At 63.5% G+C, this 23,444-nt stretch carries 29 protein-coding genes and 2 tRNA genes; 7 read left to right on the forward strand and 24 right to left on the reverse strand.

Features of this window, described 5'->3' with window-relative positions:
- Nucleotides 1-4 precede the first annotated feature (4 nt).
- The 6 genes from aat to WHT83_RS14760 all read right to left on the reverse strand — a co-directional run bounded on the left by aat (nucleotide 5) and on the right by WHT83_RS14760 (nucleotide 5,317).
- Nucleotides 5-622, reverse strand: a complete 618-nt coding sequence (gene aat / locus WHT83_RS14735; protein ID WP_318761871.1) for a leucyl/phenylalanyl-tRNA--protein transferase — start codon at nucleotides 620-622, stop codon at nucleotides 5-7.
- 12 nt (nucleotides 623-634) lie between these two features.
- Nucleotides 635-1,978, reverse strand: coding sequence for an acetyl-CoA carboxylase biotin carboxylase subunit (gene accC, locus WHT83_RS14740; RefSeq protein ID WP_108608339.1), 1,344 nt, complete (start codon nucleotides 1,976-1,978; stop codon nucleotides 635-637).
- Nucleotides 1,979-1,996: 18 nt separating this feature from the next.
- Complete coding sequence (accB, locus tag WHT83_RS14745; RefSeq protein ID WP_108608338.1) at nucleotides 1,997-2,461, reverse strand: acetyl-CoA carboxylase biotin carboxyl carrier protein; 465 nt, start codon at nucleotides 2,459-2,461, stop codon at nucleotides 1,997-1,999.
- Nucleotides 2,462-2,488: 27 nt separating this feature from the next.
- Nucleotides 2,489-2,923 (reverse strand): type II 3-dehydroquinate dehydratase, encoded by a 435-nt coding sequence (gene aroQ / locus WHT83_RS14750; RefSeq protein ID WP_318761870.1) that lies wholly within the window; start codon nucleotides 2,921-2,923, stop codon nucleotides 2,489-2,491.
- A 130-nt stretch (nucleotides 2,924-3,053) separates the two neighbouring features.
- Nucleotides 3,054-3,860, reverse strand: a complete 807-nt coding sequence (locus WHT83_RS14755) for a DsbA family protein (protein ID WP_406871576.1) — start codon at nucleotides 3,858-3,860, stop codon at nucleotides 3,054-3,056.
- A 53-nt stretch (nucleotides 3,861-3,913) separates the two neighbouring features.
- Nucleotides 3,914-5,317, reverse strand: a complete 1,404-nt coding sequence (locus WHT83_RS14760; RefSeq protein ID WP_406871577.1) for a M48 family metalloprotease — start codon at nucleotides 5,315-5,317, stop codon at nucleotides 3,914-3,916.
- A gap of 136 nt (nucleotides 5,318-5,453) precedes the next feature.
- Between WHT83_RS14760 and WHT83_RS14765 the strand changes: the two genes are divergently transcribed.
- Nucleotides 5,454-6,602 carry a pyridoxal phosphate-dependent aminotransferase gene (locus WHT83_RS14765; RefSeq protein WP_406871578.1) on the forward strand — a complete coding sequence of 383 codons (1,149 nt, stop codon included), beginning with the start codon at nucleotides 5,454-5,456 and terminating at the stop codon, nucleotides 6,600-6,602.
- 223 nt (nucleotides 6,603-6,825) lie between these two features.
- Here WHT83_RS14765 and WHT83_RS14770 read toward each other — a convergent pair whose 3' ends face one another.
- The 6 genes from WHT83_RS14770 to WHT83_RS14795 all read right to left on the reverse strand — a co-directional run bounded on the left by WHT83_RS14770 (nucleotide 6,826) and on the right by WHT83_RS14795 (nucleotide 14,424).
- Complete coding sequence (locus tag WHT83_RS14770) at nucleotides 6,826-8,499, reverse strand: S8 family serine peptidase (RefSeq protein ID WP_406871579.1); 1,674 nt, start codon at nucleotides 8,497-8,499, stop codon at nucleotides 6,826-6,828.
- Between the two features lie 13 nt (nucleotides 8,500-8,512).
- Nucleotides 8,513-9,484 carry a phospholipid phosphatase gene (locus WHT83_RS14775; RefSeq protein ID WP_406871580.1) on the reverse strand — a complete coding sequence of 324 codons (972 nt, stop codon included), beginning with the start codon at nucleotides 9,482-9,484 and terminating at the stop codon, nucleotides 8,513-8,515.
- 54 nt (nucleotides 9,485-9,538) lie between these two features.
- Entirely contained in the window at nucleotides 9,539-11,323 is a 1,785-nt protein-coding gene (locus tag WHT83_RS14780) for an SARP family transcriptional regulator (RefSeq protein WP_406871581.1), read from the reverse strand.
- Between the two features lie 540 nt (nucleotides 11,324-11,863).
- Complete coding sequence (locus WHT83_RS14785) at nucleotides 11,864-12,004, reverse strand: hypothetical protein (RefSeq protein ID WP_246389436.1); 141 nt, start codon at nucleotides 12,002-12,004, stop codon at nucleotides 11,864-11,866.
- A 279-nt stretch (nucleotides 12,005-12,283) separates the two neighbouring features.
- Nucleotides 12,284-13,888, reverse strand: a complete 1,605-nt coding sequence (locus WHT83_RS14790; RefSeq protein WP_406871582.1) for an amidohydrolase — start codon at nucleotides 13,886-13,888, stop codon at nucleotides 12,284-12,286.
- A gap of 461 nt (nucleotides 13,889-14,349) precedes the next feature.
- A tRNA-Asn gene (locus tag WHT83_RS14795) sits at nucleotides 14,350-14,424 on the reverse strand.
- A 198-nt stretch (nucleotides 14,425-14,622) separates the two neighbouring features.
- On the opposite strand from WHT83_RS14795, the gene WHT83_RS14800 reads away from it, so the two are divergent.
- Entirely contained in the window at nucleotides 14,623-14,889 is a 267-nt protein-coding gene (locus WHT83_RS14800) for a hypothetical protein (RefSeq protein WP_183261613.1), read from the forward strand.
- A 147-nt stretch (nucleotides 14,890-15,036) separates the two neighbouring features.
- Nucleotides 15,037-15,110 (forward strand) — tRNA-Cys (locus tag WHT83_RS14805).
- Nucleotides 15,111-15,142: 32 nt separating this feature from the next.
- Here the strand turns inward: WHT83_RS14805 and WHT83_RS14810 are convergent.
- The 11 genes from WHT83_RS14810 to WHT83_RS14860 all read right to left on the reverse strand — a co-directional run bounded on the left by WHT83_RS14810 (nucleotide 15,143) and on the right by WHT83_RS14860 (nucleotide 20,692).
- Complete coding sequence (locus WHT83_RS14810; RefSeq protein ID WP_406871583.1) at nucleotides 15,143-16,333, reverse strand: tyrosine-type recombinase/integrase; 1,191 nt, start codon at nucleotides 16,331-16,333, stop codon at nucleotides 15,143-15,145.
- On the reverse strand, nucleotides 16,330-16,590 hold the full coding sequence (locus WHT83_RS14815; protein WP_406871584.1) for a helix-turn-helix transcriptional regulator: 261 nt from the start codon (nucleotides 16,588-16,590) through the stop codon (nucleotides 16,330-16,332). The genes WHT83_RS14810 and WHT83_RS14815 overlap by 4 nt, the downstream gene beginning before the upstream one ends.
- Entirely contained in the window at nucleotides 16,587-16,949 is a 363-nt protein-coding gene (locus WHT83_RS14820) for a DUF4326 domain-containing protein (protein ID WP_406871585.1), read from the reverse strand. The genes WHT83_RS14815 and WHT83_RS14820 overlap by 4 nt, the downstream gene beginning before the upstream one ends.
- Entirely contained in the window at nucleotides 16,946-17,188 is a 243-nt protein-coding gene (locus tag WHT83_RS14825) for a hypothetical protein (protein ID WP_406871586.1), read from the reverse strand. Before WHT83_RS14825 ends, WHT83_RS14820 begins: the two co-directional genes overlap by 4 nt.
- On the reverse strand, nucleotides 17,185-17,469 hold the full coding sequence (locus tag WHT83_RS14830) for a hypothetical protein (protein WP_406871587.1): 285 nt from the start codon (nucleotides 17,467-17,469) through the stop codon (nucleotides 17,185-17,187). Before WHT83_RS14830 ends, WHT83_RS14825 begins: the two co-directional genes overlap by 4 nt.
- On the reverse strand, nucleotides 17,466-17,888 hold the full coding sequence (locus tag WHT83_RS14835) for a hypothetical protein (protein WP_406871588.1): 423 nt from the start codon (nucleotides 17,886-17,888) through the stop codon (nucleotides 17,466-17,468). Before WHT83_RS14835 ends, WHT83_RS14830 begins: the two co-directional genes overlap by 4 nt.
- On the reverse strand, nucleotides 17,885-18,925 hold the full coding sequence (locus WHT83_RS14840; protein ID WP_406871589.1) for a DUF5131 family protein: 1,041 nt from the start codon (nucleotides 18,923-18,925) through the stop codon (nucleotides 17,885-17,887). Before WHT83_RS14840 ends, WHT83_RS14835 begins: the two co-directional genes overlap by 4 nt.
- The gene (locus tag WHT83_RS14845; RefSeq protein WP_406871590.1) at nucleotides 18,918-19,304 is read right to left on the reverse strand and encodes a hypothetical protein; all 387 of its coding nucleotides are present in this window, start codon (nucleotides 19,302-19,304) and stop codon (nucleotides 18,918-18,920) included. The genes WHT83_RS14840 and WHT83_RS14845 overlap by 8 nt, the downstream gene beginning before the upstream one ends.
- Entirely contained in the window at nucleotides 19,305-20,084 is a 780-nt protein-coding gene (locus WHT83_RS14850) for a hypothetical protein (RefSeq protein ID WP_406871591.1), read from the reverse strand.
- Entirely contained in the window at nucleotides 20,081-20,338 is a 258-nt protein-coding gene (locus WHT83_RS14855) for a hypothetical protein (protein WP_406871592.1), read from the reverse strand. The genes WHT83_RS14850 and WHT83_RS14855 overlap by 4 nt, the downstream gene beginning before the upstream one ends.
- Nucleotides 20,339-20,473: 135 nt before the next feature.
- A complete protein-coding gene (locus tag WHT83_RS14860) occupies nucleotides 20,474-20,692 on the reverse strand; it encodes a hypothetical protein (protein WP_406871593.1) in 219 nt (72 codons plus the stop codon).
- Between the two features lie 146 nt (nucleotides 20,693-20,838).
- Between WHT83_RS14860 and WHT83_RS14865 the strand changes: the two genes are divergently transcribed.
- On the forward strand, nucleotides 20,839-21,135 hold the full coding sequence (locus WHT83_RS14865; RefSeq protein ID WP_406871594.1) for a hypothetical protein: 297 nt from the start codon (nucleotides 20,839-20,841) through the stop codon (nucleotides 21,133-21,135).
- A complete protein-coding gene (locus WHT83_RS14870) occupies nucleotides 21,132-21,479 on the forward strand; it encodes a hypothetical protein (protein ID WP_406871595.1) in 348 nt (115 codons plus the stop codon). Before WHT83_RS14865 ends, WHT83_RS14870 begins: the two co-directional genes overlap by 4 nt.
- Before the next feature lie 2 nt (nucleotides 21,480-21,481).
- Here the strand turns inward: WHT83_RS14870 and WHT83_RS14875 are convergent, their stop codons facing one another.
- A complete protein-coding gene (locus tag WHT83_RS14875; RefSeq protein ID WP_406871596.1) occupies nucleotides 21,482-22,276 on the reverse strand; it encodes an XRE family transcriptional regulator in 795 nt (264 codons plus the stop codon).
- A gap of 18 nt (nucleotides 22,277-22,294) precedes the next feature.
- Here WHT83_RS14875 and WHT83_RS14880 point away from each other — a divergent pair, with 18 nt between their 5' ends.
- On the forward strand, nucleotides 22,295-22,570 hold the full coding sequence (locus tag WHT83_RS14880) for a helix-turn-helix domain-containing protein (protein WP_406871597.1): 276 nt from the start codon (nucleotides 22,295-22,297) through the stop codon (nucleotides 22,568-22,570).
- Between the two features lie 382 nt (nucleotides 22,571-22,952).
- The gene (locus tag WHT83_RS14885; protein ID WP_406871598.1) at nucleotides 22,953-23,444 is read left to right on the forward strand and encodes a hypothetical protein; all 492 of its coding nucleotides are present in this window, start codon (nucleotides 22,953-22,955) and stop codon (nucleotides 23,442-23,444) included.

Consider the following 23,444-nt stretch of genomic DNA (forward strand, 5'->3'; position numbering starts at 1 on the left):
CGCTTCAGGGAGCGAAATTGGCTTCGCCGACCAGCGCCTTGGCCAGCAGCTTCTCGTATTTGTCGCGCGGCACGTCGACGGCGCCGAAGCGCTTGAGATGGTCGGTGGTGAACTGCGTGTCGAGCAGCAGGAAGCCGCGTTGCTGGAGCCGTTCGACCAGGCGGACGAGGCAGACCTTCGATGCATCTTTCTCGCGCGAGAACATGCTTTCGCCGAAGAAGGCGCGACCCAGCGACACGCCATAGAGACCGCCGACCAACTGCCCGTCGCGCCATGCCTCAACCGAGTGCGCATGGCCGATGCGGTGGAGATGGGTGTAGGCTTCGCGGATAGGCGCGTTGATCCAGGTCGACAGGCGCCCGGCGCGCCGTTCGGCGCAGGCATCGATCGTCGCCTCGAAGTCGCTGTCGAAACGGACCTCGAAATGCCCCTGCCGGATCGTCTTGGCAAGGCTGTGCGGTACGTGGAAGCTGTCGAAGGGGATGATACCGCGCGTCTCGGGCCGGACCCAGAAGACCTCCGGATCCGACGCGCTTTCGGCCATGGGAAAGACGCCCGACGCATAGGCCTTCAACAGAAGGTCCGTGGGTATGCTGTAGCCGGGCGCATAAGGGCGGGTCATGCGCCCCCCAGCCTACTCGCCTTTGGCGAGATGTTTTTCCAGCCAGTGGATGTCGTAGTCGCCATTTGCAATGTCAGGGTTGCCAACGAGTTCACGGAACAGCGGCAACGTCGTCTTGATACCATCTACCACGAATTCGTCGAGCGCGCGCCGTAGACGCATCATGCATTCGACGCGATTGCGGCCGTGCACGATGAGCTTGCCGATCAGGCTGTCATAGTAGGGCGGGATGCGATAGCCGGAATAGACGCCCGAATCGACGCGGATGCCGAGGCCGCCCGGGGTGTGGAAATGCGTGATCGTGCCAGGCGAAGGCACGAACGTGCGCGGATCCTCGGCGTTGATCCGGCATTCGATGGCATGGCCGTGGAAGCGGATGTCGTTCTGCGTGACAGACAGGCCGCCGCCGGAAGCGACGCGGATCTGCTCGTGCACGAGGTCGATACCGGTGATCGCTTCGGTGATCGTATGCTCGACCTGGAGGCGGGTGTTCATTTCGATGAAATAGAACTCGCCGTTTTCGTAGAGGAACTCGATCGTACCTGCGCCGGAATAGCCGAGGTTAGCTACCGCATTGGCGCAGATGTCCCCGATGCGCGAGCGCTCCTCGGCGTTGAGGGCGGGCGAATTGGCTTCCTCCCAGACCTTCTGGTGGCGGCGCTGCAGCGAGCAGTCGCGCTCGCCGAGATGGACGCCCTTGCCGGCGCCGTCGCCGAAGATCTGCACTTCGATATGGCGCGGCTTCTGCAGGTACTTCTCGATGTAGACGGCGTCGTCGCCGAAGGCCGCACCCGCTTCGGTGCGTGCAGTCTGCAGCGCGACCTCGAGGTCCGCCTCGGTGAGGGCAACCTTCATCCCGCGACCGCCGCCGCCGGCGGAGGCCTTGATGATGACCGGATAGCCGATCTCGGCGGCCACCCGCTTGGCTTCCTTCTCGTCGCTGACAGCGCCTTCCGAGCCGGGAACGACCGGAATGCCCAGACGCTTGGCGGTGCGCTTGGCCTCGATCTTGTCGCCCATGATGCGGATATGGTCGCCCGAGGGCCCGATGAAGGTGATGTTGTGGGCGGCCAGGATGTCGGCGAACTTGGCATTTTCCGACAGGAAGCCGTAGCCAGGATGGACGGCGTCCGCCCCGGTGATCTCGCATGCCGCGACGATCTGATGGATGTTGAGATAGCTGTCGCGCGAAGGCGGCGGGCCGATGCAGACGCTTTCGTCGGCAAGCCGCACATGCATGGCGTCGGCGTCTGCGGTGGAGTGAACAGCAACCGTCTGGATGCCGAGCTCCTTGGCCGCGCGGAGCACTCTCAGCGCGATTTCGCCGCGGTTGGCGATCAGGATTTTCTGGAACATTGCGCGCAGCCTTCCGGCTTACTCGACGACGACGAGCGGCATGCCGTATTCGACAGGCTGCGCGTCTTCAATCAGGATCGCTGTGACGGTGCCGGAGCGCGGCGCGGGAATCTGGTTCATCGTCTTCATGGCTTCGATGATCAGCAGCGTCTGGCCTTCCTTGACCACTGAGCCAACCTCGATGAACGGCTTGGCATCCGGCGACGGTGCCAGATAGGCAGTGCCGACCATCGGCGAGGGCACGGCGTTCTTGGAGATGTCGACGACCGCGGGTGCGGCGACCGCGACCGGCGTCGAATTCACAGCTGCCGGCGCTGCCATGACCGGGGCCGCCACCGCATGCACGGCCTGCGTCTGGCGCGAGACGCGCACCTTGAGGTCGCCGAGTTCGACTTCGATCTCGGTCAGGTTGGTGTCGTTGAGGATCCCTGCGAGGTCGCGGACGAGCTGCTGGTCAACTCCATCGGTCTTCTTCGTCGCCATGTTCAAACCTTTTCTGTCTGTTTCCGGTCAGAGCCGGGCGGCCAGCGCCTGAAGCGCCAGCGTATATCCGAGCGGCCCGAAGCCGCAGATCATGCCCACGGCCACCGGTGCCACCATCGATTTATGGCGGAACGGCTCGCGGGCGTGGATGTTGGAAAGGTGCACCTCGGCGACCGGCAGCGGCGAGACGGCACGGATGGCGTCCTGCAGCGCGATCGAGGTGTGGGTATAGGCGCCGGCGTTGAGCACGATGCCGGCGGCGTTTTCGCCTGCCTCGTGAATCCAGTCGACCAGATCGCCCTCGTGGTTCGATTGCCGGAAGTCGACCGCAAGCCCGAGCGAAGCGGCTGCCGCATGGCAGTCGGCCTCGATGTCGGCCAGGGTCTTGCCGCCATAGATGCCGGGCTCGCGTTTGCCGAGCATGTTAAGGTTCGGACCGTTGAGGACGAAAACCGTTTTCAATCTACAGACCTTTCCACCCGCCAGATCCTCTCTGGCGCGGCGGACCCTCTATAATCGGCATAAGCCGTCGCGGAAAGAGCGCAAGCAACTTCTTGCGCTGTCCACAACGGCTCATGTCCAAATGACGGGCTCAGCAGGTGGAATCGGCCTGGCAGGCGGCGGCCGCGGCGATCTTCTCGGCCAGCACGTCCTGGCCGAGCGCGCCGAAGACGACCTCGTTGCCGACGACATAGGACGGCGTGCCGCTGATCTGCAGCTTGTTGGCGAGCTCGTAGGTGCGGTTGAAGGCCTCGCCGATGGCCGGATCCTTCATCGCCTCGCGCAGCTTGGCTTCGTCGGCGCCGAGCTCCAGAGCGAGCTTGATGGCATTGTCCTCGCCGGCGCGGCCTTCGCCGCCGAGCAGCTTGTCGTGGAATTCGCCGTACTTCTCGGGCATCAGCTTACGGAAGGCCATCGAAACGACGTGGGCCTTCTGGGAGTCAGGTCCGAGGATCGGGAACTCCTTGAGGACGAAGCGCAGGTCGGGATTGGCCTTGGTCAGCGCATGCATGTCGGCCTGCGCGCGTTTGCAGTAGCCGCAATTGTAGTCGTAGAACTCGACGATGGTGGTCTTGCCGTCGGGATTGCCGACGATGCCGTCGAAGGCCGAGTTGAAGATTTCGTCCTTGCTCTGCTTGATCACCTCGAGGCTGGCGATGCGCTGCTCTTCCTTCTGCTTGGCTTCGAGCGCGCCCTGCATTTCGAGCAGCAGCTCGGGATTGTCGAGCAGGTATTCGCGCACGATCGTCTCGACCTGCTTCTTGTCGAGGCTGCCGGTTGCTGCCGGTTGCGATGCGCTTTGGGCATGCGCGGTGCCGGGACTGCCGGCCAGGCCGAAAGCCAGCATGGCGAAGGCGACTGCGATGCCGGTCGTGCCGAGAAGAAGTGCTTTTTTCATGATCCCTGAGTCTCCAGCCGTTTCGGCTATGTCGCTACCCGCCGAAAGAAGGTTCACTTCTTTTTCTTGCTCGGCGCCTTGTAATTGATGATGTCCTGGGCGCGCACCCAGCCCGGCGAGCCGCGCGGCATCTTCATCTGCGCGCGCATCGCAAAGATCTTGGCGTCCTGGTAGGCACCGCTGTAGTAGTGTCCGTCGGCGGTGGCAAGGTCGGCGTCGGCGACGTCGCCGAGCATGCCGTAGGCCTGGGCGAGGTAGCGATAACCGGCGGCGTTCTCGCGATCGCGATCGAGGCCCTTGCGCACCTCGATGACGGCTTTCTTCAATGCGTCCGGGGTGCCGACGGCGAGATAGGCCTGGCCAAGCTGGATCGGCAGGATGCCCGACTTGGCCGGGTCGAGCCGGACGGCGGTGGCGTAGGATTCGGCTGCAGCCGCTGCCTTGTTCGACTTCATCAGGATGTCGCCGCGCAGCTCGTGGAAATAGGCGTTCTTGGGCTGCGATTTGATCAGCGCGTCGGTCTTGCTGAGCGCAGAGCGCAGATCGCCGAACAGGTAGGTCGCCTGGGCGTCGCCATAGCGCGCGGCAAGGCCACTGGCATTGTTGCGAAGCAGCCGCGAGGCGGCGGCCTGGCCCTGCGTGTAGACGGCGATCTTCACCCGCATCATGTCATGACGCAGCTGGAGCGCTTCAGAATCGGTCTTGCCGAAATTGGGGCTCTGATGCGCCAGCGTTTCGAGATTGGCGATGCGTTCGCGCGGCATCGGATGGCTGACCTGATAAGGGTCGACCCGGGCGCCTGACAGCGACAACGCACTCTGGAAGCGCTGGAAGGTCTTCAGCATGCCCTGTGCCGACTGGCCCGTGGCATTGAGATAGGTGATCGCCGAACGGTCGGCGGTGGCCTCTTCCGAGCGCTGGTAGCCGAGCAGGCTGCGCCGTGCCATTTCCGAACCGCCGGTCATGATGCCGGCGCCCGCGGCACCGAGGCCGTTGGTGTCGGAGGCTGCCCCTGCCACCATCGCGCCTGCGCCGAGCAGCGCGGCCACGATCGCCATGGTCTGGGCGCGTGCCAGTTGGTCGCGCAAGCGTTCCTGGTGGCCGCCGGCGATATGGCCGGCCTCATGCGCGAGCACGCCGATGACCTCGTTCGGCGTCTCCGACGTCATCAAAGTGCCGGTGTTGATGAAAATGCGCCGGCCGGCAACGAAGGCATTGAAAGCCGGATCGTTGACGAGCACGATATTGATGTTCGAATTGGCAAGCCCCGCAGCCTTGAGGATCGGCCGGGCGTAGTCGCGGACCAGCGCCTCGATCTCTGCGTCGCGTACTATGGGCACCCGCTGCGCATGCGCTGCACCCGTCGAACCCAGCGCAACGCCGGCCGACAATGCAAACGCGGCAAAGGCGCGCGTTGATCTTGCGAGGAAACGCGAAAGACTATTGTTGCTCTGCATGGCGGGAAACACTCGTAAACGAGCCGTTGGGCTGTGAAAAGGCTGGTCCAAGAAACTCATCAACTTGTGATCCCCATATCAATCAGGCATTTGTGCGGCGCATTGCCCGACGGACGGCAAGGGAAAGTGGACGAACATGGCGGTAGCGATTTCACGGCGCGGCGAGGTTGAGCCCTTCCACGCGATGGACATCCTGGCCGAAGCCAACAGGCTCAAGGCCTTGGGAACGCCCGTCATTTCGATGGCGGTCGGCCAGCCCTCCGATCCGGCACCGCAACGGGTGCGCGATGCGGCGGCCGCAGCACTCAAGATCGGGCGTATCGGCTATACCGACGCGCTCGGCCTTGCCGAACTGCGCAAGGCGATTTCGGCCTACTACGCCGAACATTACCGCATCGAGGTGCCGGCTTCGCGAATCGCCGTCACCACCGGGTCGTCGGCGGCCTTCAATCTGGCGTTCCTCGCGATGTTCGATCCGGGCGACCGGGTGGCGATCGCCGCACCCGGCTATCCCGCCTACCGCAACATCATGGGCGCGCTCGGGCTCGACGTGGTCGAGATCGAGCTTGATGGCGCCGCCTATCTCCATGCCGAGCATCTGCGCGAGGCGCATCGCCAGAAGCCGCTGAAGGGCGTGCTGTTTGCGAGCCCTGCCAATCCGACCGGCGCGGTCGTGCCGCCGGGCGACCTCAAGGCGCTGGTCGACACGGCACGCGAACTCGGCATCGCCGTCATCTCAGACGAGATCTACCACCGGCTTGCCTATGGCGCGCCCGACGTGACCGCGCTCGCCTATGACGACGACGTCACCGTCATCAACTCGTTCTCGAAATATTATTGCATGACCGGCTGGCGCATCGGCTGGATGGTATTGCCGGAACGGCTGGTGCGGCCGGTGGAGCGCATCGCGCAATCTCTCTACATCTCGGCGCCCGAGCTGTCGCAGGTCGCTGCCATCGAGGCGTTCAACGTCACCGACGAGCTCGAGGTCATCAAGGCGCGCTATGCCTGGAACCGCGAGCTGCTGGCCAAGCGGCTGCCGGAACTGGGGTTCAGCTTCGCAGCGCCCATGGATGGCGCCTTCTACGCCTTTTGCGACGTCTCGCGCCTGACCAACGACAGCATGGAGTTCGCACGTCGCATGCTGGCCGAAGCCCATGTCGCAGCAACGCCCGGCAGGGACTTCGATCCGCTCGCCGGCCATCGCTATATGCGCTTCTCCTATGCCGGCAGCCACGACGAAATGATCGAGGCGATGGACCGCATCGAGCGCTGGTTGCGCTGAGCGCCGGTCTCCTTCAAATCCAACCGCCCCGTCGTCGAGCCGACGGGGCGGGGCAGGGGCAAGGGGAGGATCATCTCGGCCCCTGATTGCCAGGATGCTACAACCCCCGCGGACAGCATCCTGACAAACCATGATTTTCGACAAAGGTTTCCCGCCGGCGGATGGGCTGCGCTCACGCCATCCACCTCAGACCTTCGTTATCGCTGCCTTCTTCCGTGGCCCGTCAGGGGCCAAGCACCGCGGCGACCGCCTTGCCCGCATCGAGCAGTCCGGCGCCGAAGAAATAGCCCTTGCCCTTGGCAGGCTCGTTGTCGGCATTCATCGGATCGGGCGTCAGCGGTGTCGTGCCCGGCTTGACGGTGGCGTTCTGGTCGCAGGCGGCCACCAGGATCGCCTTTGACGACAGGCCGTCGAGTTTTGCCGCCGGGCCCTGCTTGGCCTTGTTGGCGCGCGCCAGCAGGGCTGCCACGCCCGCGACAAGGGCTGCGGCACCCGAGGTTCCGCCGAACGTCGTGTAGTAGCCGCCGCCTATGCCGGGATTGTCGTGCGGCGGCAGGATCGACGAATAGGGATCCGAGCCGCCGGCATAGCCGAACGTGCCGGGCAGGTCGGTCGTCAGCAGCGAGAAATGGCTGTGCGGAATGACCTTGCCGGTGCCGGGATGGTAGAAATGCTGCTCGACCATCGGGTCGGTTCGGTCCACGCGCAACTGGTGCCGCGTGTAGATCTCGAAATCGTCGGACGGTGCGACCAGCGTCAGCTTCGTTCCGTAGTTGCTGTAGCCGGAGCGATAGCCGTTGGGCGTCACCGCGCCCACGGCCACAATGCCATTGTTGGCCGCGGCGAGGTTGGCCGGGTAGATGAGCTGGCTTTCACCGTCGTTTCCTGCCGCGCACACGACGGGCACCTTGCGGCTGATCGCGACGATCAGCTTGGCGAGGATGTTCCAGGCCAACTCGCGATTTGCCGTCTTGCCGACCGCATTGGGGCGGATTTCGCTGGCTGGCGGCGTCGCCTCCTCGAGCCGGGCAAACAGATCGGCCCGCTCCCAGTTCTGACGCTCGTCGAGGTCCTGCGACAGTTCGGGCTTGGGATTCAGGGCGCCGCGGTTCGGATCGGGGAGCCCGCGGGGCAGCAGGATCACGTCGGCACCGCTGGCGAAGGCATAGAGGAAAGCCGTGATGAACTGGTCGGGCTGCTGTTCGAAGCCGGTGCGAATCGAGATCAGCCGCGAGAACGGATCTACGCCGAAATAGGGCAAGGTGTTGCGGTTCGGGTTGGGGACGACGCTGCCGTCGTCGCCGTTCAGCACATCTGGAAGCACGATGGCGGGATCGGGGGCAACGGTGGCGGCCGGTTCGCCAACTGCCAGGCCGGCGACGGCCGTGCCGTGGCTGCCGAAGGTTTCGTCGCCTTCGATCAGCGTATGGACGACGCCCTCCGAGGCCACGAGCTCGGCAATAAGGCTGTTGAAATAGACCGTTTCAGGTCCGGTCAGGTTCAGCGCGCCCAGGCCGGCGGCGGAAAGGCCGGCAAAAAACGCGGCTTTGACCTCCGGGTCGTAGGGGCTGGCTGCAGGCGCGGCCACATATTTCGCGCCATGGGGATGGCTGACGAGATCAATCGACTTGACGGTGTCGAGCCGGCTCTTGAGGTTTGGGTGGCTGCGGCTGACGCCGACGTCGATGAGGGCGATCGTCGCCGGCGTGTTGGCCGCTGGAAAGGCCTGGGTGATCGTATCCCAGATCGTGCCTTGTATGTCCGGCGATGAGTAGTCGATCTCGCCGCCCGGGCTGAGCGGCCCGAAAGTCGCATCGATCACACCGAGCGCGGCGAGGTGCCAGAGATAATAATAGGACTGCGGTGCCTGGAAGGAGAATTGGTTGCCGTTTGCCATCTTCGTCTCTCCCTCAAAGCCATTCGCGCTGGGCGGCGAGATAGTTCGCCATGAAGGCATCCCTGAGATAGGGCTGGAAACGCTGTGCCAAAGCGCGTCCGCCATTGGTGTCGCTGGGATAGTGGAGGCCCGCCCATTCGCGGTTCTCGGCGACCTTGCGGGCGATGCGCGACAACTCCTCCGTCGCCGGGTGCTCGGGCAGGATCGAGTTGAAAGCAAAAGCGATCGAGTGGCACTGGAACGAGTGATTGCTGGGATAGGCCTGGTGCGCCGGGTTGGGCAGCATCAGCCGCAGCCTTGGCTCGATCTGGTTCGGCCGCGTGCGGTTGAACTTGGCCTTGTAGATCAGCCCGACATATTCGCAGGCCGTGAGAATCGCCTGGAACAGGCCCTCGGTCTGATCGAAACCGCTGATGCCGTCGATGCCCAGTGGCTTGGTGAAATCCGAGACATCGAGGCTGGCTTCGCGCTCGATGTCTTCCTTGCGCCGTGTCCGTTCGCGGTCACGCGCTTGGAGCGACAGCATGACCGCGGTTTCCAGCCGCGTGACGTCGGGCCCTGGGGGCAGCGGGATGTCGAGCTGCTCCCAGGTGAATTTGCGCGCCGCAGTGAATGCATGCGGCGAGGGCGAGGTGTGGAGACGCCGCAACTCGAAGGCGGGGATGAGGTTGCTCTGTGAACCGCCTCCGGACCCGGATTGCAGAGCGCTGCCTTTGTTCTTGTTCTTATTTTTGTTTTTGTTCTTATTCTTGTTCTTGTTGAGCGAAGCCTTGTTCTGCACGCCCGCACTCATCACCGCGCTGGCCACCCTTGCGGCCATCACCATCTGCGGGCCGGCTGCGAGCGATTTCGTCTCCAGCGCAACCTGCGGCCGGTCGGAAGCCGCACAAGGCAGCACGTCGTCGCCGGCGATCTTGAAGCGGTACTGATCCAGGAAGTGCGATAAGCCGCCTTCATGCGGCGCAAAACTGTCGTTGCCAGCCACTTTAAACCCCATTGATTTGATCGAATGTTGCGGCGCTCGGTGCGCCGGTCAGGCTTATTTCTTGACGCCGGCCTTGATGAGGCCCGAAATCAGATTGGCGCCGCCTTCGGTTCGCATGATCGGGTAGCGCGCATCGATCAACGAACTGATCGAGAAATTGGGTTCCACCGTATTGAGGCGGTCGAGAAGCGAGCGCGCGGCGCGGATGTCGCCCAGCTGCGCATGGCTCGCCACGAGATAGCGGAGCAGCGAATTGAAATCCGGCCGTTCGCGCAGCGCCTGTTCGCCGGCCTCGATGGCGACGCGGTGATTGCCGGCGAGTGTGGCGTTGATCAGCCGCGAGGTGTCGAAATAGTAGCGATACGGGCTGTGGGCGCCGAGGTGACGCGCCCAGTTGGCGAGGCCCAAGCCCTTTTCCGGCTGTCCGGCATAGGCATGCAGCATCGAGTAGAGGTCCCAGCCCAGAACCTGGGTCGGGTTGGCCCGGATTGCCCGTTCGAACAGACCCGATGCGTAGTCGTATTCGCCGAACAGGAACGAATGGACGTGGCCGACCAGCGCCAGGGTGACCGAGTTGCCGGGGTCGAGTTCCAGCGCCTTGCGTGCGTATTGCTGCGCCTGCTCGGTCACATTGGCCGAATCGGAAAAGCGCTGGCCGACCTGGAAGGTCATCAGGAAGGCGAGCCAGGCATAGGCCTGCGACGATGGCCGCTGGGCGATGATGCGCCGAAGCGAGGCCTCCGACATCACAAGGTCGTTGCGCGACAGGCGGAACATGGCGTTGACGGCAGCAAAGAGGCTCTCGCCCTCCGCCGCGTCGTCGGATTGTTCGGAGCGCGCGATGAAGTACCGGCGCAACTCGTCCATCGCCTCGTTGATGAGCTGGTGCGAGGCCGAGGTGTCGCCCGTCTCGATGGCGCGGCGTTCCAGCGTGGCGCCGCCCATCCACAGCAGGCTGCGGTCCGCGGTGCGATGGACGCTGACGCTGATATGGGCCTGGTGGGCCGAAAACCGGTAGCCGACCTGGATGGCCAGGGCCACGGCGTCGAATTCGGCCCCGGCTTGCGTGGCCGCTGAAAGGTCTGGCCTCGAAAGGTCGCAGACGGCCAATTCGCCATCTTCCAGCAACGAACGGACCAGTGATGCCGTGAACATGTCCGGCAGCGATGCCGCATTGAATGCGTCGCCTGATATCGAGGGCGGCAGCAGGGCGACAGACCAGCCGGTGAGGCTGCCGCGTTGCGGCGTCGTTCTGCGCTCCCCGCCATCGGGCGAATCCGGGCCGGACCGCTTGTTCTCTGCCGGGATGAAGCCGTTGGCTCGACGGTCTTTCGGGCTGAGGTCGCGCTGGCCGAGCGCGGTTTCGAGCCGGCCATGCCAGACCTGGCGCTCGAGCATCAGCCATTCCTCGAATTCGGGGTCGCCTATGTCGAGCCCTTCGAGCAGTTCCGGCCAGGATTCGAGTTGCACGTCGTCTGGCGAGGACTGGCGAGCCGGGTCGAGAAGCTGCAGCGCATCGACCGAAACACGGTTGAGGTCGAGCGAGATCGTATGGTTGTCGGAAATGATGATGCGTTCGGCCATCGGGCCGAGCGACTTGCGCACGTCGACAAGCGCCTGCCTCAGGCTTGCCGCCGCCTGTTCTTCGCCACGGTCGCTCCATAGCTTGTCGCGAAGCCAGATGCGTGACCGGGCGCCGCGCGGGGCCAGCGCCAGCATGGCGACCAAGGCGCGGGATTTCTGGGCTTTCGGCGTGCACGACGCCCCATCTGCGTCGGTGACGGCCAGCGTCCCGAACAGATAGATATGACCCAGGGTACTGGCGTCTTCACCAGTCATCGCGCGGACCTTTGCAGCAGGTCGTTCCTGCCCGCGACGAGGGTAGCACAACTCGACTCGCCTTGGGCGTGGATACCTTAGGTTGGAATCATACAACGACAACCCAGCCAGCGCGCCTATTTGTGTGCCTTCGCAACCGGACAAAACCTGAAGCATTCCAGCGTCCCTCACCAATGTTTGCCGGAGGCGATTCCAGCCTGTTTTGGAAGACGATAGTGGGGTGGGGTGATTGCTGCGTGAGCGAAACGTCAAAGCAGCCGAAAATCTCAGGTCGTCCTGGCAGAATCGTCATGTGGCGCACGCAGGTGCGGACAAGCCGACCGCTGGGTTGCGTGGCGGTTCACAAGTATCGGGAGAGCGGCGGAAAACCGGTGGTCCGACTGGAATGCCGCGCCGTTGGGGAGGGATCTCGGCGCGGGTTCGTCAAAAAGCGGGGCTGCCGACAGGCACGCGCCGATGTGGTCAGGTCCGCAGAGCTGCAACTGGCGGCGACGCTGCCAACGGTCACGACCGGTCGCCGCAGGTGATCAGCTACTTATGTTACCTGCTGGCGCTGGCACGTCGTGGGCCGGCAATCTGCCTGCCCAGCGCCAGCGCGTCCTGGAGGTCGGTGGTGTATTTCGCCGTGTCTTCGAGCCCGCCGAAATGGTTGAGGCGGATGGTCTCGCCTCGCTTGCTCATGACCACTCCGATGGAGCGAAGGGTCTCGCGTACATCCGAAAAACGCATGGTCGCCTCTCCTGGCCGGTGGTTGGTGAATATTAGCGACCGCTTGTAACAGCCCCATGTTGCACGCAACGTGATGGATACGTGAATCGGGTTGTGAAAAGTTTCGCGTAGAGCGCGAATTTTGCGACGCGGGGCCGGGCAGGTGGCTCCGGAAAAAAGTCCGGCTGCAGCGGGGGGCCTCGCCGCTGCAGCCGTTCGCTTGCGCCACCAGCCTGGTGGCGCAGTGCCAGCCTACTTCTTCTCGAGGACCGGGAACTTGATCCCCAGCTGTTCGAGATAGGTCGGGTACTTCGACGGATCGTAGTAGAATTTCTGCATTTCCGGCCGGAAGGTCGCCATGATCTCCACGTTCTTCTGGATCTGCGGCTTGTCGTCGGCGCTCAGCATCGGGACATATTTCTGACCTTTCTGCTGTTCGTTCTGGAAATAGTCGGTCGCCTTGGCCAACAGTTCCGGATTGGTCAGGAGGTCGATCGACGTCATGGCGACGACTTTCGAGCCGGCGACCACGCCCTTGTGGGCGATCGGCGTCGCCATCGCCATGGCGTTCGACCAATGGTGGCCAGGCAAACCGGGGATGTTCGACGGGTAGTTCACGGTGATCGTCGGCACCACCCAGGAGATGTCGCCGATGTCGTCCGACCCGCCGCTCTCGGGTTTCTCCAGCGGCGGCTGCAGTTCCTTGAGCTTGACGGCCAGCCCTTCCTCTTTGGCTTGCACCGTCTTCTGCACGGCCTTGGCGAAGGCCTGCTCGTCGTCGTTCCAGCTGGGCAGGCCGACCTGCTGGATGTTGGCGTAGGCAGCCTCGGCCATCGGCTTGTTGAAGTGGCGCGGTGCCGCCGTGCCGACGATCTGCCGCGACACGGTGGTGTTCGACATTTTGGCCGCGGCTTCGGCGATGGTGTTGGCGGTTTCGAAATTCTTGGAAATGTTGTCGAAGTCCTGCTCGCGGATGAAGTACCAGACCGTTGCCGCGGAAGGCACGACGTTGGGCTGGTCGCCGCCATCCGGGATGACGTAGTGCGACCGCTGTTCGGGACGCAGGTGCTCGCGCTTCATGTTCCAGGCGATGTTCATCAGTTCGACGCCGTCGAGCGCGCTGCGGCCGCGCCAAGGCGCGCCGGCCGAATGGGCCGATTCGCCGCTGAAGGTGTATTCGACCGAAACCATGCCGGTGCCGTTGGGCTGGCCCCATGTGGTCTGCAGATTGTTGCCGACATGGGTGAACAGCACCGCATCGACATCCTTGAAGACGCCGTCGCGCACCATGTAGGCCTTGCCGGCCAGCAACTCCTCGGCAACGCCTGGCCACAGCATGATGGTGCCTGGGATCTTGTCCTTCTCCATGATGTCCTTGAGCGCGAGCGCTGCGACGACATTCACCGCCTGCCCGGAATTATGGCCTTCGCCATGCCCCGGCGCGCCTGCGATCATCGGGTCGTGATAGGCGACGCCCGGCTTCTGCGAGGTCTTGGGCAGGCCGTCGATGTCGCTGCCGAGGGCGATCACCGGTTCGCCCGATCCCCATTTGGCGACCCAGCCGGTGGGCAGGCCGGCGACGCCGCGTTCGACCGTGAAGCCGCCTTCTTCGAGGATGTCGGTGATGTATTTCGAGGTTTCGACTTCCTGGAATGCCAGTTCGCCGAAGCTGAAGATCGAATCCGTCATCTCCTGGGCGAGCTTGGCGCGCGACTCGATGCCCTCGATCGCACGTTTCTTGAGGTCCGCGACCTGCTCGGCGCTCATCGGCTTCTGTTCGTTTGCCAATGCATATGTCGAGGTGGACGCTGCCAGGAAGGCAGCCAGGGCTATTCGTGAAATCCGCATCCGCTTCATGAAAATCTCCCATTGATCGACAACTCGCCGCTGGCCACGAGCTGCAATCTGCAGAGCCTGACGCAACGGCAACCGGAATGATGACGTCGGGTTGGGAGTGACGGCAAGAATATTCTTCCAGTCACTGGAATTTAGGAAAATATGTGCTGTGAATCGCCAGTCTTATGGCCTGTTGTATTTTCGCAGGCTAATATATGTGTCGGAAACAGAATGCCGCGGCGGCGGCTGTTCAACTCAAGGTCAACGATTGGCCCAATCGGCAAATCTTCTGGACTACTGCGGGGCAGGGGTGCTGGAACCGGAAGATCTTCACAAGCGTCGCTGCATTGCATGTGGAGCTTGGCATCCGCGCCTGCGGCGGGCAGCTTGATTGCCGTCTCCGGCCGGCCGAGCCATAAACGTCGTGGCCATGCCAGGCACGTTTGTGCCCTGATGCCAACAATTGCACTTTGCGGAAAAAGTGGCTCCCCGGGCCGGATTCGAACCAGCGACCAACCGGTTAACAGCCGGTTGCTCTACCACTGAGCTACCGGGGAACAGGGCTCATGTGAACGAGGCGGCGTATAGCAAACGGTTTCGCGATTTGCAAAGCGCTAATCGAACTTTTTGCGAGTTTTTCCCAGCAGCCTTTCTGGTAATCGCCGCCGCGCGGCCTCATATGACGGCTTCGCCCGCATTTTTGCCGGCTTGGCGCGGCATTCGGGCGCATACGGATCGCCACAAATGCAGGACTCATGACCAGCTACAAACCTCAGCAGCCGCCCAGACGGAAGATTTCGGTCTTGGGGCGCGAGTTTGCCATGCCGCAATCGCGTGGCGTCCGCATCGGACTGGGCGTGGCGCTTTGCTTCCTCGGGCTGCTTGGGTTCCTGCCGGTGCTCGGCTTCTGGATGATTCCGCTCGGCCTGCTGATTCTTTCGCATGAGTTCCACGTCGTGCGGCGGGTGCGCCGTCGACTGATCGTCTGGTGGGAGCGGCGCCGGCGTCCCGCTGACCGATGAGGCAGGCCGAAGCGGGATGCGCGATCGGACTGGCCAACGGCATTGCTTGAGCGTGTCGTGTCCAAAACCGATGGGGAAAGAAGCTTCCCCGCTTGACGCCGGATTCCTGGCAACCTATTGGAGCCGTGTAGACGCCCGAAGCGGCGAGGCCTCGTGGCGGAGTGGTTACGCAGAGGACTGCAAATCCTTGCATCCCGGTTCGATTCCGGGCGAGGCCTCCATTCTGCCACACCTTGGCAGTTAAGTCGCTGAATTACTTGGCAGATTTCTTTTCTGCCAGCGTCTGGAACTCCATCCCCTTCTCAGGGTGTGGCAGAATGTTCCCGATTTCGCCCCAGTCGATGCGCGAAATGGCCTGCCTGGCGAGCTTCGCCTGCTGCTTCCTGGCCGTGTAGATCTTCGACGTTTTGCCGTCTTTCCAGCCAAACAGGCCATCCAGCATCGAATCGGTCGCCTCGCTTTCGGCGAGCGACGTGGCGAGGCCCTTGCGCACTGTGTGCGCCGTGCAGTGGGGCAGGTGGGCCTGGCTGAACCATTCCGACACCCGATTGCCCAGTCCCTTGATGGTGAAGGGCTTGCCGTATTCGGTCATCAGGTAGTTCATGCCCTTGACCGGATGCAGCGCCAGCACCGCGTCGAGGGTGGGGTGAACGGGGATTTCCAGCGTTACCGGCGTGCGGTTGCGATTCTTGAACAGCTTCAGCATGAAGCGATCGCCGCGGCGGTGCTGCGGGCCGATGGCTGCGAGATCCGACACGCGCAGGCCGGTGTACATCATGATGACGATCGCCAGCACCGCCTTTGATTCGGGGCCGTGGTGGCGAATGTACTTCTCGATCTCGTCGTCGCGGATGGTGTGGTGGCCGTCCGTCTTCTTCCGATAGGGCTCGACCAGGCGTGCGAGATTTTGCCGCACGATCTTTTCCGGCTTCCCGTCCTTGCCCGGCCGGGTGGTTTCGAACACCTGGCGCAGGATCTTCAGCCGCTCGTCGGCGGCAAAGGGCGTGTCGCTCTTGCGGTTGCGCAGGATCTCGATGTTGGCGACGTCGAGCGCGGCCATCGGCATCGAAGCAAAAATCTTGGCGCCGCCACGCTTGATCGGCTCGAGCAGCATCGAATCGATGATCGCCTTGCGCTTGGCGCGGGTGGTGTCGTCGAGCCGCAGGTAAGGGTCCGATCTGAGATAGGCGACGCAGAGCGCGCGAAAGCTGCCGGGGATCGGCTTGCCGAGCAGGTTTTCGACGGGCGAGGGCGTTTCGCCCTTGCCGCTCTCGTGGTCGTTACGGGCTTTCCAGTAGGCCTTGGAGAATGCTTCGGTGTCGGGATCGTCGGGCAGACGGGCGAGGCGCTTGCCGTCGACGCGGAAATAGTAGCGCATCGTGCCGTGGCGCGACTTGTTCTTCTCGATGAAAGGGAGGTCGATATTGCTCAATTCATCGCTCAATCGTCGGCCCTCCACTCGTCGGAGGCCACGGCTTCATCTTCGCTCTGGCCGTCAGTAGGCCATTCGGCCATGGCAGCGTCAATCTCGGCGGTGCGCCAGATCTTGCGGCTGCCCCAGACGCGCGGGCGCGGCAGGGCGCCTTCCTCGACCATCTTGCGCACCGTCGTCGGGCTGACGCCCAGCGACATCGCCAGATCGTCGCAGCTGAGGCCGAGCCGCGGCACGCTTCGTTCAATCGTGGCGAGGGCGGGTTTCATCGGGCGGCCTCGTCGGTCGGAGCGTTGGCGAACTCGAGCAGAACGTCGGCATGGCATGGCTGGTCGGGCCTGCACCAGCAGGCGAGGTTCTTGCCACGAAGGTGTTCCTTGACCAAGTCGTGGGTCGCCTCGTCCGAGACCAAGGCTGCCGAGAAGCGCCGCACGGATGACAGCGCGTCTTGTGCAACGAAGGTTGGCTGCCCGAGGACCCATCCCCACCGACGCGCGCAGAGCATATCCACCGGCTCGCCGACACGGAACGGGTTGCCCCACCGTGTCGATCGATCCACTTTCACCGTGTTCTCGGGCATCTTCCAGCCCTTCTTGCGCGAAAGCTGGATGCGGATAGGCGATGTCATGGGCGCACCACTCGGTAGAGATGATTGCAATATGCGCCGACGGCCTTCCAGTAGACCGCCATCGGACCCTTGTTCTTGCGCCAGCTCATTTGCGCGCGCGACCGAGCGTCATCCCGCAAATCGCGCAGAATGCTGGCTAGGGCCGATCGCGCTTCCGGTGACAATGACTTGAGCTGCTTTGCCGCGGCAAGTGCCAGGATAGGGTTGCGGACCTCGGCTGATGTGGATCGATCGATCACAGTAGCCCCTCCTGCCGCCCTGGGATGGCCTCTGAGGCGCAAGAGGGGCATTTGTGCGTGTAGGGCTGCGCCTGCGCCTTGCCGGCGACGCTAGGCGCCTTGCCGAACAAGTCGGCGGTGTCGCGCGGGGCGGCGTCGGGCAGGGCCTTGCGGATCGACCAGCCAGCCGCCTTCACGTCTGCCACCATGATGGCGAAGTCGGCGTCGGCATAGGTTTTGGGGAAGCTGGCCGGGCAGGTGTCGCAGACGATCTGCTGGCGGCCTTCGTGGCGCTCGATCATGACGCGCTCCTTGCCGTGGCCGTCTTGCAAAACTCCGCGAAGGTGAGATCCGACCATGCGTCGGAAACGGCGAGGTAGTAGGCGTATTTCGCCTTGGAGCGGGAACGCTCGGGGATGATGCGCGAAAAGCCCCCGAACGAAACCACAAAGGGCCACCAGGGGCTTTCGATGTCCTTGAGATGCTGGTCGAGCGCCATCCTGCCAGTCTCGGTGACGGCGTAGAACGCCATGTCGCCCTGCTGGCCGACCTTGGACCAGAATGGTGATGCTTCCATGCCCAGCGGACCACCGGCATCGGTGGCATAGTGGTTCCGATAGGTTTCGCGGAGCGGATAGATCGGCCGGCCAAGCGCGTGGTCGATCCGGTCCATCGCCTTGTTGGCGAGATAACGGTTGACGATCGGATTGGCGATGCTCATCGCGCAACCTCCGGCATGGCGTTGTGTTCGCGACCGTCGAGCAGGCGGCCGGCGGCTTTCTTGCCGACACGGTTCATCATCGTTCCGTCGGGAAAGGTGACCGCCTCAAATGACCAGCCGTTGGGTACTGCACCTCCGCTCATCGCGTGGCCGGTCTCGTTCATTTGGAACGAGCCCCATTGCTTGAAGAAGAAAGGAACGCCAGCAGCAGCGCATTGGTCGCGGATCTGGCGTACCCAATCCCGATGCATCGGGCGAGGGCCGTTTTCGCCACCAGCGATGACCCAGTCGAGCCTCGGGAACCATCCACTCATGCGGTCTTGGCGCGGCTGGGAGCCAGTCGGGTCGAAGCCGTTTGGCCCGTACCACTCACTCAACAGCTGATAGGTCTGGTCGGCCTTTGGTGCGAAAGTGATCGGCCCGAGCAACGGCTCGGCCGAGACGAAGCGCACCGCTGCCGGCGTGGCCAGCAGATCGGGAATGCGCTCGTCGGCCCGCTGCTGATCCTCGGCCGAAACGCCAAGCCATAAGCCGGACGGCATGTTGTCGGGGCCGAACAGGTCGATCGTCAACGGGTCGTAGTGATGGCGCACCAGGTCGGCGACCGCGATGTTGACGTCTTCCCAGAACGCAGTGTCGTTGAGCAGCTGGCGCATGCGGGCGGCGCGCTTGGTGAGGATCTGCAGCGTATGGCCGTTGAGCAGCCACGACGCGATCGACACCGCGACAACGCGGATGATCCACGCATCGGGCACGTTCTCGGCGAACAGGTCGCCATGGGCGCAGACGAAGATCCTGCGCGGCTTTTTCCAGCGCAGCGGCTGGTCGAGCCATTGCTCGTTGAGACGGACCTCGCCGGTCCACACGGGGCCAGCCTTGCTGTCGCGCGTCAGGCCCTCGCGGCTTTCGTGATGCTTCAGCCGCGTGCCAGCCAGCTTCATGGCGTAGCAGTTGGTGCAGCCGGGCGAGACGATGGAACAGCCGGTGATCGGGTTCCAAGTGGCGTCGGTCCATTCGATGAGGGAATGGTCAGCCATGGTGCTCACCTCCTTGCGCGCCGGCACTAGGGGCGGCGAGAGCGGCAACCCAAGCGATGAACGCGCGCAAGATCGGCTGCACGTTCACTTCGTCGGCCCATCCCGCGAACCCGATGAACCCGTCACTGTTGAAGGTGACTGCCTCTCGCTTGTCGAAATAGAAGGCGCGGCAGAAGATTTCTACCTGCATCCAACGTTCGTTGCGAACGATGCGGGGAGCTCTGGTCGCTCGGAAGGTTCCCTTTATCAGACCTGATGCTTTCACCTCTTGGTCGATCAAGGCCCGAAGACCCCTGAGGCGGTCGTCGGTCAGATCCGAATAACCCAAACAGGCGTCAGCCCAAGCTTTGCGGGCCTGATCTCTGGTCAGCTTCGCCATCTACTTGCCCTCCACCACAGCCGGGGAGCGGAGAGAGGCGAGAGCTCGCCAGTGGCCGGCAGGAAGCTCGATCGGCCATGTAGCATAGTCCGGGATATCGGTGCCGATTGCCGCAACTTCGGCGATCAAGGCCTCCACCACCCCCACAGGCGCTGAGACTGGCGTGGGAGCGGGGTGGACTAGCGCAGAGCGGATGCGGCGCTCGTAGTCGGCCTGTGCGGCGGCGTGTGCCTCCCAATAGGTGCCAACTTCGGCGCCGATCGAAGGCTCGGCCCCGGTCGCGTCATCTAGCCATGCCTGATGGCGGCCGCCGTCGATGTGCACATGGTAGGTGCCGATGATGGACTTCGCCGCCCACACCCAGTTGTTCCGTGGTCCAGGCTCCGTCCACTCCAGCGCCTTGATCCCCGGCTCTCCTGCCAGCGCAGAGCGGCGATTGATGGCCGCCGCGAAGTTTCTGGCGGCTGTTTCAAAGTCGAAATCGGCGCAGTAGCCGTCGATCTCTACGCGCCAGATGGGGTCTGCGGGCATCTCATACCCGGTATCGTAGGAGACACACTCAACGCGCTCTACGGACGCCACGCTGTCATTTGCCGGGCCGATGCGCTCGGCAGCATATAGGCAGGCGCCAGCCGCAATCAGGGGATCTATTGTGTCGAGCTTGCCGTTCTCAAACGCATGGGCCAGCCACTTGAGGTGCGTGACTACGACCTCGCGGCGCTCGGCGTCGGTCTTGGCGTAGAGTTCGCCCAGGTAGGCGTCTTGGGTTGCAATGGTCATTTCCAGCCTCCGAAGCGGAGCGAGATGAACAACAGGCCGAGGCCGACGAGGGCGAGGATCAGCGTCCACTCGCAGAGGCCGAACATCGGGCGGGCCTCGAACGGCGGCCTTTCCTCGTCGCGGGCATAGTCGAGCGGCAGCACGTCGAGGTCGACGAAATGGCGGGCATCGCGGCGCGGGAGCAGCAGCTCGCGCGACGCGGATTTTTCCTGCTGCCGGCGCAGGCGGGCGATGGCGTCACGGGCGCCGCTCATGGGTGCAAACTCCCGAGCAGCGCCAGCGTGCCCCAGACGAAGGCCAGCATGGCGAAAAAGGCGGGGCACTCCACCCACAGGTCGCGAAGGGTGAAGCGCGGCGACTGCATGCGTTCGCGGCGGGGCTGCATGGTGTCAGCCCGCGCGGCCGGAGAGGTTGGCCAGGTCGATGGCCTCGGCGCTGTGCGCGGTGATCTCGGCGCGGGTGAAGCCGGCGAGGGTCAGGGTGCGTTCGTCGATGCCCTGGTCGGCGCGCTCGATCATGACCTGCGCCATGCGGGCGACGACGGTGCCTTCAGGCGAAGGCAGGGCGCTCGGGATCGGCGCGGCGTATTCTTGGTGGAAGGAAATCATGGTGCTGCTCCATCGCGGGGTTGCGGTGAGGCACATAAGCCATAATGGCTAATCTTTGGTCAAGTAAAATATTAGCCAGAACGGCTATTGTGGCTAACCGTGCCGCGCGCCAAACTCATATGGCTTGTTTGTGGGGAGGGGTTTCCATGGCGGTCACGGTGCGGCGCGAGGTGCGCAAGCGCGGATTTTTCGGTCACCTGTTCAAGTGGCTGTTCATCATCTTCAACCTCCTCATGCTGGTCTGGCTCGTCTCCTACTGGGTTACGGCCGGGCAATTGCTCAATGAGGCGGCCAGCGATGCCGAGAAAGCCGGGGGCGCCATCGGCGCGACGCTGGGGACAGGCATGCTGGTTTTCTTCTGGGTGGCCGGCGCCGTCATACTCGGACTGTTCGCGATGCTGTCGCGGGGGAAGACTGTCGTCGTGACCGAGGAAACCCGATGAGGGGTGGGCGTGCCATCGTCTCGGCCCTGATCCTGATTGCAGGTGCATCAGGCACGGCTTGGGCAAGCGAGCTGCCCCGGTTCGACGTGGAGAGCCATTGCAAGGCAGTTGCGTCCTTTGGCGGGACGTATTCAGCCAGCCTCGACGAAAGCTGCTTTTCGATGGAGCAGGCGGCCTATGACGGGTTGAAGCCGATATGGCCGGATCTTCCCGCCAGCGTGGCCAGGCATTGTGCCGAGGTGGCGGCATTCGGCGGGCCGGGCAGTTACAGCCTGCTGGAAAGCTGCATCCGGATGGAAGTCGACGCTGCGGGCGCCAACAGCAACCGGAAGTTCAAGTTCTGACCTTATCCGGCAAACAGTTCGTTGATGGGCAGCACTCTGTGCATGTGGATGACGAACTGCTTCTTGAACTCGACCTTTGCCGCCGGATTGTACTGCGAGACAGTCAAGGTCTCGCCGGTTTCGCTGTCGAATCGCTTGACCCAAGTCTCCGTGCCGGCGCCGTCGTGAAGCATGGTCTGGACCACGACATGGTCGCCCTGGCGAACGCTCTGGTGCGGATTGATGTAGAGAATATCGTGCGGGAAATAGCGGGGCACCATCGACTCGCCGCGTGTCCTTAGCGCGTAGGCGCCCATGACATCCCGAAGTCCCGGCGGGCAGGGGACTTCGTCGATCGGGTCGGATGTCATGTTGTGGGCACCCTGCAGCGAGCCTGCCGCCAGGCCGTAGAGCGGAATCGTGCGATTGTCATTTGCACCGGCGCTCGCGTTCAGGGCGGCGCGCTTCGCGGTCTTCTTGGGCGACTGCCAAATCTCGAACGCTCTCGGTTCCGGGATAGGACCCTCGCCAAAGAGAATATCTTCCGGAATGCCGAGGGCGACGGAAGCTCTGGCCCGCCATTCATCATCCAGATTCGTCGCGCCGCTGCGCAGCTTCGACACCGTCACCGGGTGAGCGTCGAGCTTTTCGGCCATGCCCTCATTGGTCAGCTTCCGCGCCTTCATGGCTGCGGTGAGGCGGGCGCGGTAATGTTCGTATTTCCGGCTAATGTCGATCATGTGAACAATTTTAGCCGAATTGGCTAGGCTCGAAAGAGCCGGAATGGCTAAACTTTTGCTTGACAGAATATTAGCCATTATGGCTTAGCTTTCGCCATGCGATTGCGAGATTGGCGAACACACAAAAAGCTGGGCTTTGCCGAACTGGCGCGCGCCCTCGGTATCGAGGGTGTGAACCCAGGGGGGACGCTCGCGCGAATGGAGACCGGATGCCGGCAGCCAGACGCGGATATGGTCGAGCGCATTGTCAGGTTTACTGACGGCGCAGTGACGGCCGAGGACATGCACGCCGTGCGCCTGGCGTGGCTCAAGGCGAACAGGCCGGAAAAGTTTGTCACGGTTTCCGCCCCCGCTGCCGAGGCGCGGCCATGATGAAGCGGCGCGCCTCGCAACAATACCTGGCCATGCAAGGCGACCGCCTGCTTGGTCGCAGTTTCCTGCCTGGGGGCAGCGTCGCGGGAGCGGACCGCGCCTGCGAACCCGCCCTGGCAGGAAAGGCCGCGCCGGGGGTAACCCCTCCGCCTTCGGCGCGGCCACCCATTTCAACGCCGACGGCGATCTTGCCGCAGTTCCCCAGTTCGAGCGCGCCGGGCGCACTCGGGTCTGGAGCGGCGATCCATGACGTTGTTCCAGGCATGCGGGCCTCCATGAGTTTCATGGTCCGACTCTGAATCGAATTGATCATTCCCGCCACGGGAAACGACGCCGGGTTTTCCCGGCGCGGGAAACGTTTTTGTCTATGGGAGACAAAGAGATGGCTGAATTTACCGAGCGCTGGCACACGCGGCTTCGCAACGCGCAGCGCGACCTGCTCGACGATATCGGCATCGAGCGCGCCACCGAGCTGACCTCGATGTCGAAAAGCCAGGTTGGCCGCTGGCGCAGCCCGACCGATCGGGACCTGATGCCGCTGCCTGTGGTGCTCGTGCTTGAGGCTTATACGGCTCGGCCGCTCGTGTCGCAGGTGATGGCCGATTTCCATGGCCGCCGCCTGACAGCGCCAGATGAGCGCGAGGCCAAGATCGCCTGCCTGACGACGCAGGTCGCCGACCTCGTCGGCCAGGTGTCGACGCTGATGGCGCGCACGGCGCAGGCCGGCAGCGACGGCTTCTATTCGGTGGCCGAGGTCAACGAGCTGATGAAGCTCAATTCGCAGGTGCGCCGGGCGGGCGACGTGCTCGACGACGTGCTGGCCACGGTGAAGACCGAGGGCGGTCTGTCGCTGGTCAAGGGCGGGGCGGCGTAG

It is taken from the genome of Aminobacter sp. P9b (assembly GCF_045345995.1).
GTDB classification, from domain to species: domain Bacteria; phylum Pseudomonadota; class Alphaproteobacteria; order Rhizobiales; family Rhizobiaceae; genus Aminobacter; species Aminobacter niigataensis.

What these genes read in the sequence shown, in the direction of transcription:
- WHT83_RS14770 (WP_406871579.1), bottom strand. Translation starts at nt 8,499, where the DNA reads ATGGCAAACGGCAACCAATTCTCCTTCCAGGCACCGCAGTCCTATTAT.
- WHT83_RS14815 (WP_406871584.1), bottom strand. Translation starts at nt 16,590, where the DNA reads ATGAAACCCGCCCTCGCCACGATTGAACGAAGCGTGCCGCGGCTCGGC.
- WHT83_RS14755 (WP_406871576.1), bottom strand. Translation starts at nt 3,860, where the DNA reads ATGAAAAAAGCACTTCTTCTCGGCACGACCGGCATCGCAGTCGCCTTC.
- WHT83_RS14830 (WP_406871587.1), bottom strand. Translation starts at nt 17,469, where the DNA reads ATGATCGAGCGCCACGAAGGCCGCCAGCAGATCGTCTGCGACACCTGC.
- WHT83_RS14760 (WP_406871577.1), bottom strand. Translation starts at nt 5,317, where the DNA reads ATGCAGAGCAACAATAGTCTTTCGCGTTTCCTCGCAAGATCAACGCGC.
- WHT83_RS14800 (WP_183261613.1), top strand. Translation starts at nt 14,623, where the DNA reads ATGACCAGCTACAAACCTCAGCAGCCGCCCAGACGGAAGATTTCGGTC.
- WHT83_RS14855 (WP_406871592.1), bottom strand. Translation starts at nt 20,338, where the DNA reads ATGAGCGGCGCCCGTGACGCCATCGCCCGCCTGCGCCGGCAGCAGGAA.
- WHT83_RS14860 (WP_406871593.1), bottom strand. Translation starts at nt 20,692, where the DNA reads ATGATTTCCTTCCACCAAGAATACGCCGCGCCGATCCCGAGCGCCCTG.
- WHT83_RS14870 (WP_406871595.1), top strand. Translation starts at nt 21,132, where the DNA reads ATGAGGGGTGGGCGTGCCATCGTCTCGGCCCTGATCCTGATTGCAGGT.
- WHT83_RS14780 (WP_406871581.1), bottom strand. Translation starts at nt 11,323, where the DNA reads ATGACTGGTGAAGACGCCAGTACCCTGGGTCATATCTATCTGTTCGGG.
- WHT83_RS14840 (WP_406871589.1), bottom strand. Translation starts at nt 18,925, where the DNA reads ATGGCTGACCATTCCCTCATCGAATGGACCGACGCCACTTGGAACCCG.
- WHT83_RS14835 (WP_406871588.1), bottom strand. Translation starts at nt 17,888, where the DNA reads ATGAGCATCGCCAATCCGATCGTCAACCGTTATCTCGCCAACAAGGCG.
- WHT83_RS14785 (WP_246389436.1), bottom strand. Translation starts at nt 12,004, where the DNA reads ATGAGCAAGCGAGGCGAGACCATCCGCCTCAACCATTTCGGCGGGCTC.
- WHT83_RS14790 (WP_406871582.1), bottom strand. Translation starts at nt 13,888, where the DNA reads ATGAAGCGGATGCGGATTTCACGAATAGCCCTGGCTGCCTTCCTGGCA.
- aat (WP_318761871.1), bottom strand. Translation starts at nt 622, where the DNA reads ATGACCCGCCCTTATGCGCCCGGCTACAGCATACCCACGGACCTTCTG.
- WHT83_RS14875 (WP_406871596.1), bottom strand. Translation starts at nt 22,276, where the DNA reads ATGGCTAATATTCTGTCAAGCAAAAGTTTAGCCATTCCGGCTCTTTCG.
- accB (WP_108608338.1), bottom strand. Translation starts at nt 2,461, where the DNA reads ATGGCGACGAAGAAGACCGATGGAGTTGACCAGCAGCTCGTCCGCGAC.
- WHT83_RS14845 (WP_406871590.1), bottom strand. Translation starts at nt 19,304, where the DNA reads ATGGCGAAGCTGACCAGAGATCAGGCCCGCAAAGCTTGGGCTGACGCC.
- WHT83_RS14880 (WP_406871597.1), top strand. Translation starts at nt 22,295, where the DNA reads ATGCGATTGCGAGATTGGCGAACACACAAAAAGCTGGGCTTTGCCGAA.
- WHT83_RS14885 (WP_406871598.1), top strand. Translation starts at nt 22,953, where the DNA reads ATGGCTGAATTTACCGAGCGCTGGCACACGCGGCTTCGCAACGCGCAG.
- WHT83_RS14765 (WP_406871578.1), top strand. Translation starts at nt 5,454, where the DNA reads ATGGCGGTAGCGATTTCACGGCGCGGCGAGGTTGAGCCCTTCCACGCG.
- WHT83_RS14865 (WP_406871594.1), top strand. Translation starts at nt 20,839, where the DNA reads ATGGCGGTCACGGTGCGGCGCGAGGTGCGCAAGCGCGGATTTTTCGGT.
- WHT83_RS14850 (WP_406871591.1), bottom strand. Translation starts at nt 20,084, where the DNA reads ATGACCATTGCAACCCAAGACGCCTACCTGGGCGAACTCTACGCCAAG.
- WHT83_RS14820 (WP_406871585.1), bottom strand. Translation starts at nt 16,949, where the DNA reads ATGACATCGCCTATCCGCATCCAGCTTTCGCGCAAGAAGGGCTGGAAG.
- accC (WP_108608339.1), bottom strand. Translation starts at nt 1,978, where the DNA reads ATGTTCCAGAAAATCCTGATCGCCAACCGCGGCGAAATCGCGCTGAGA.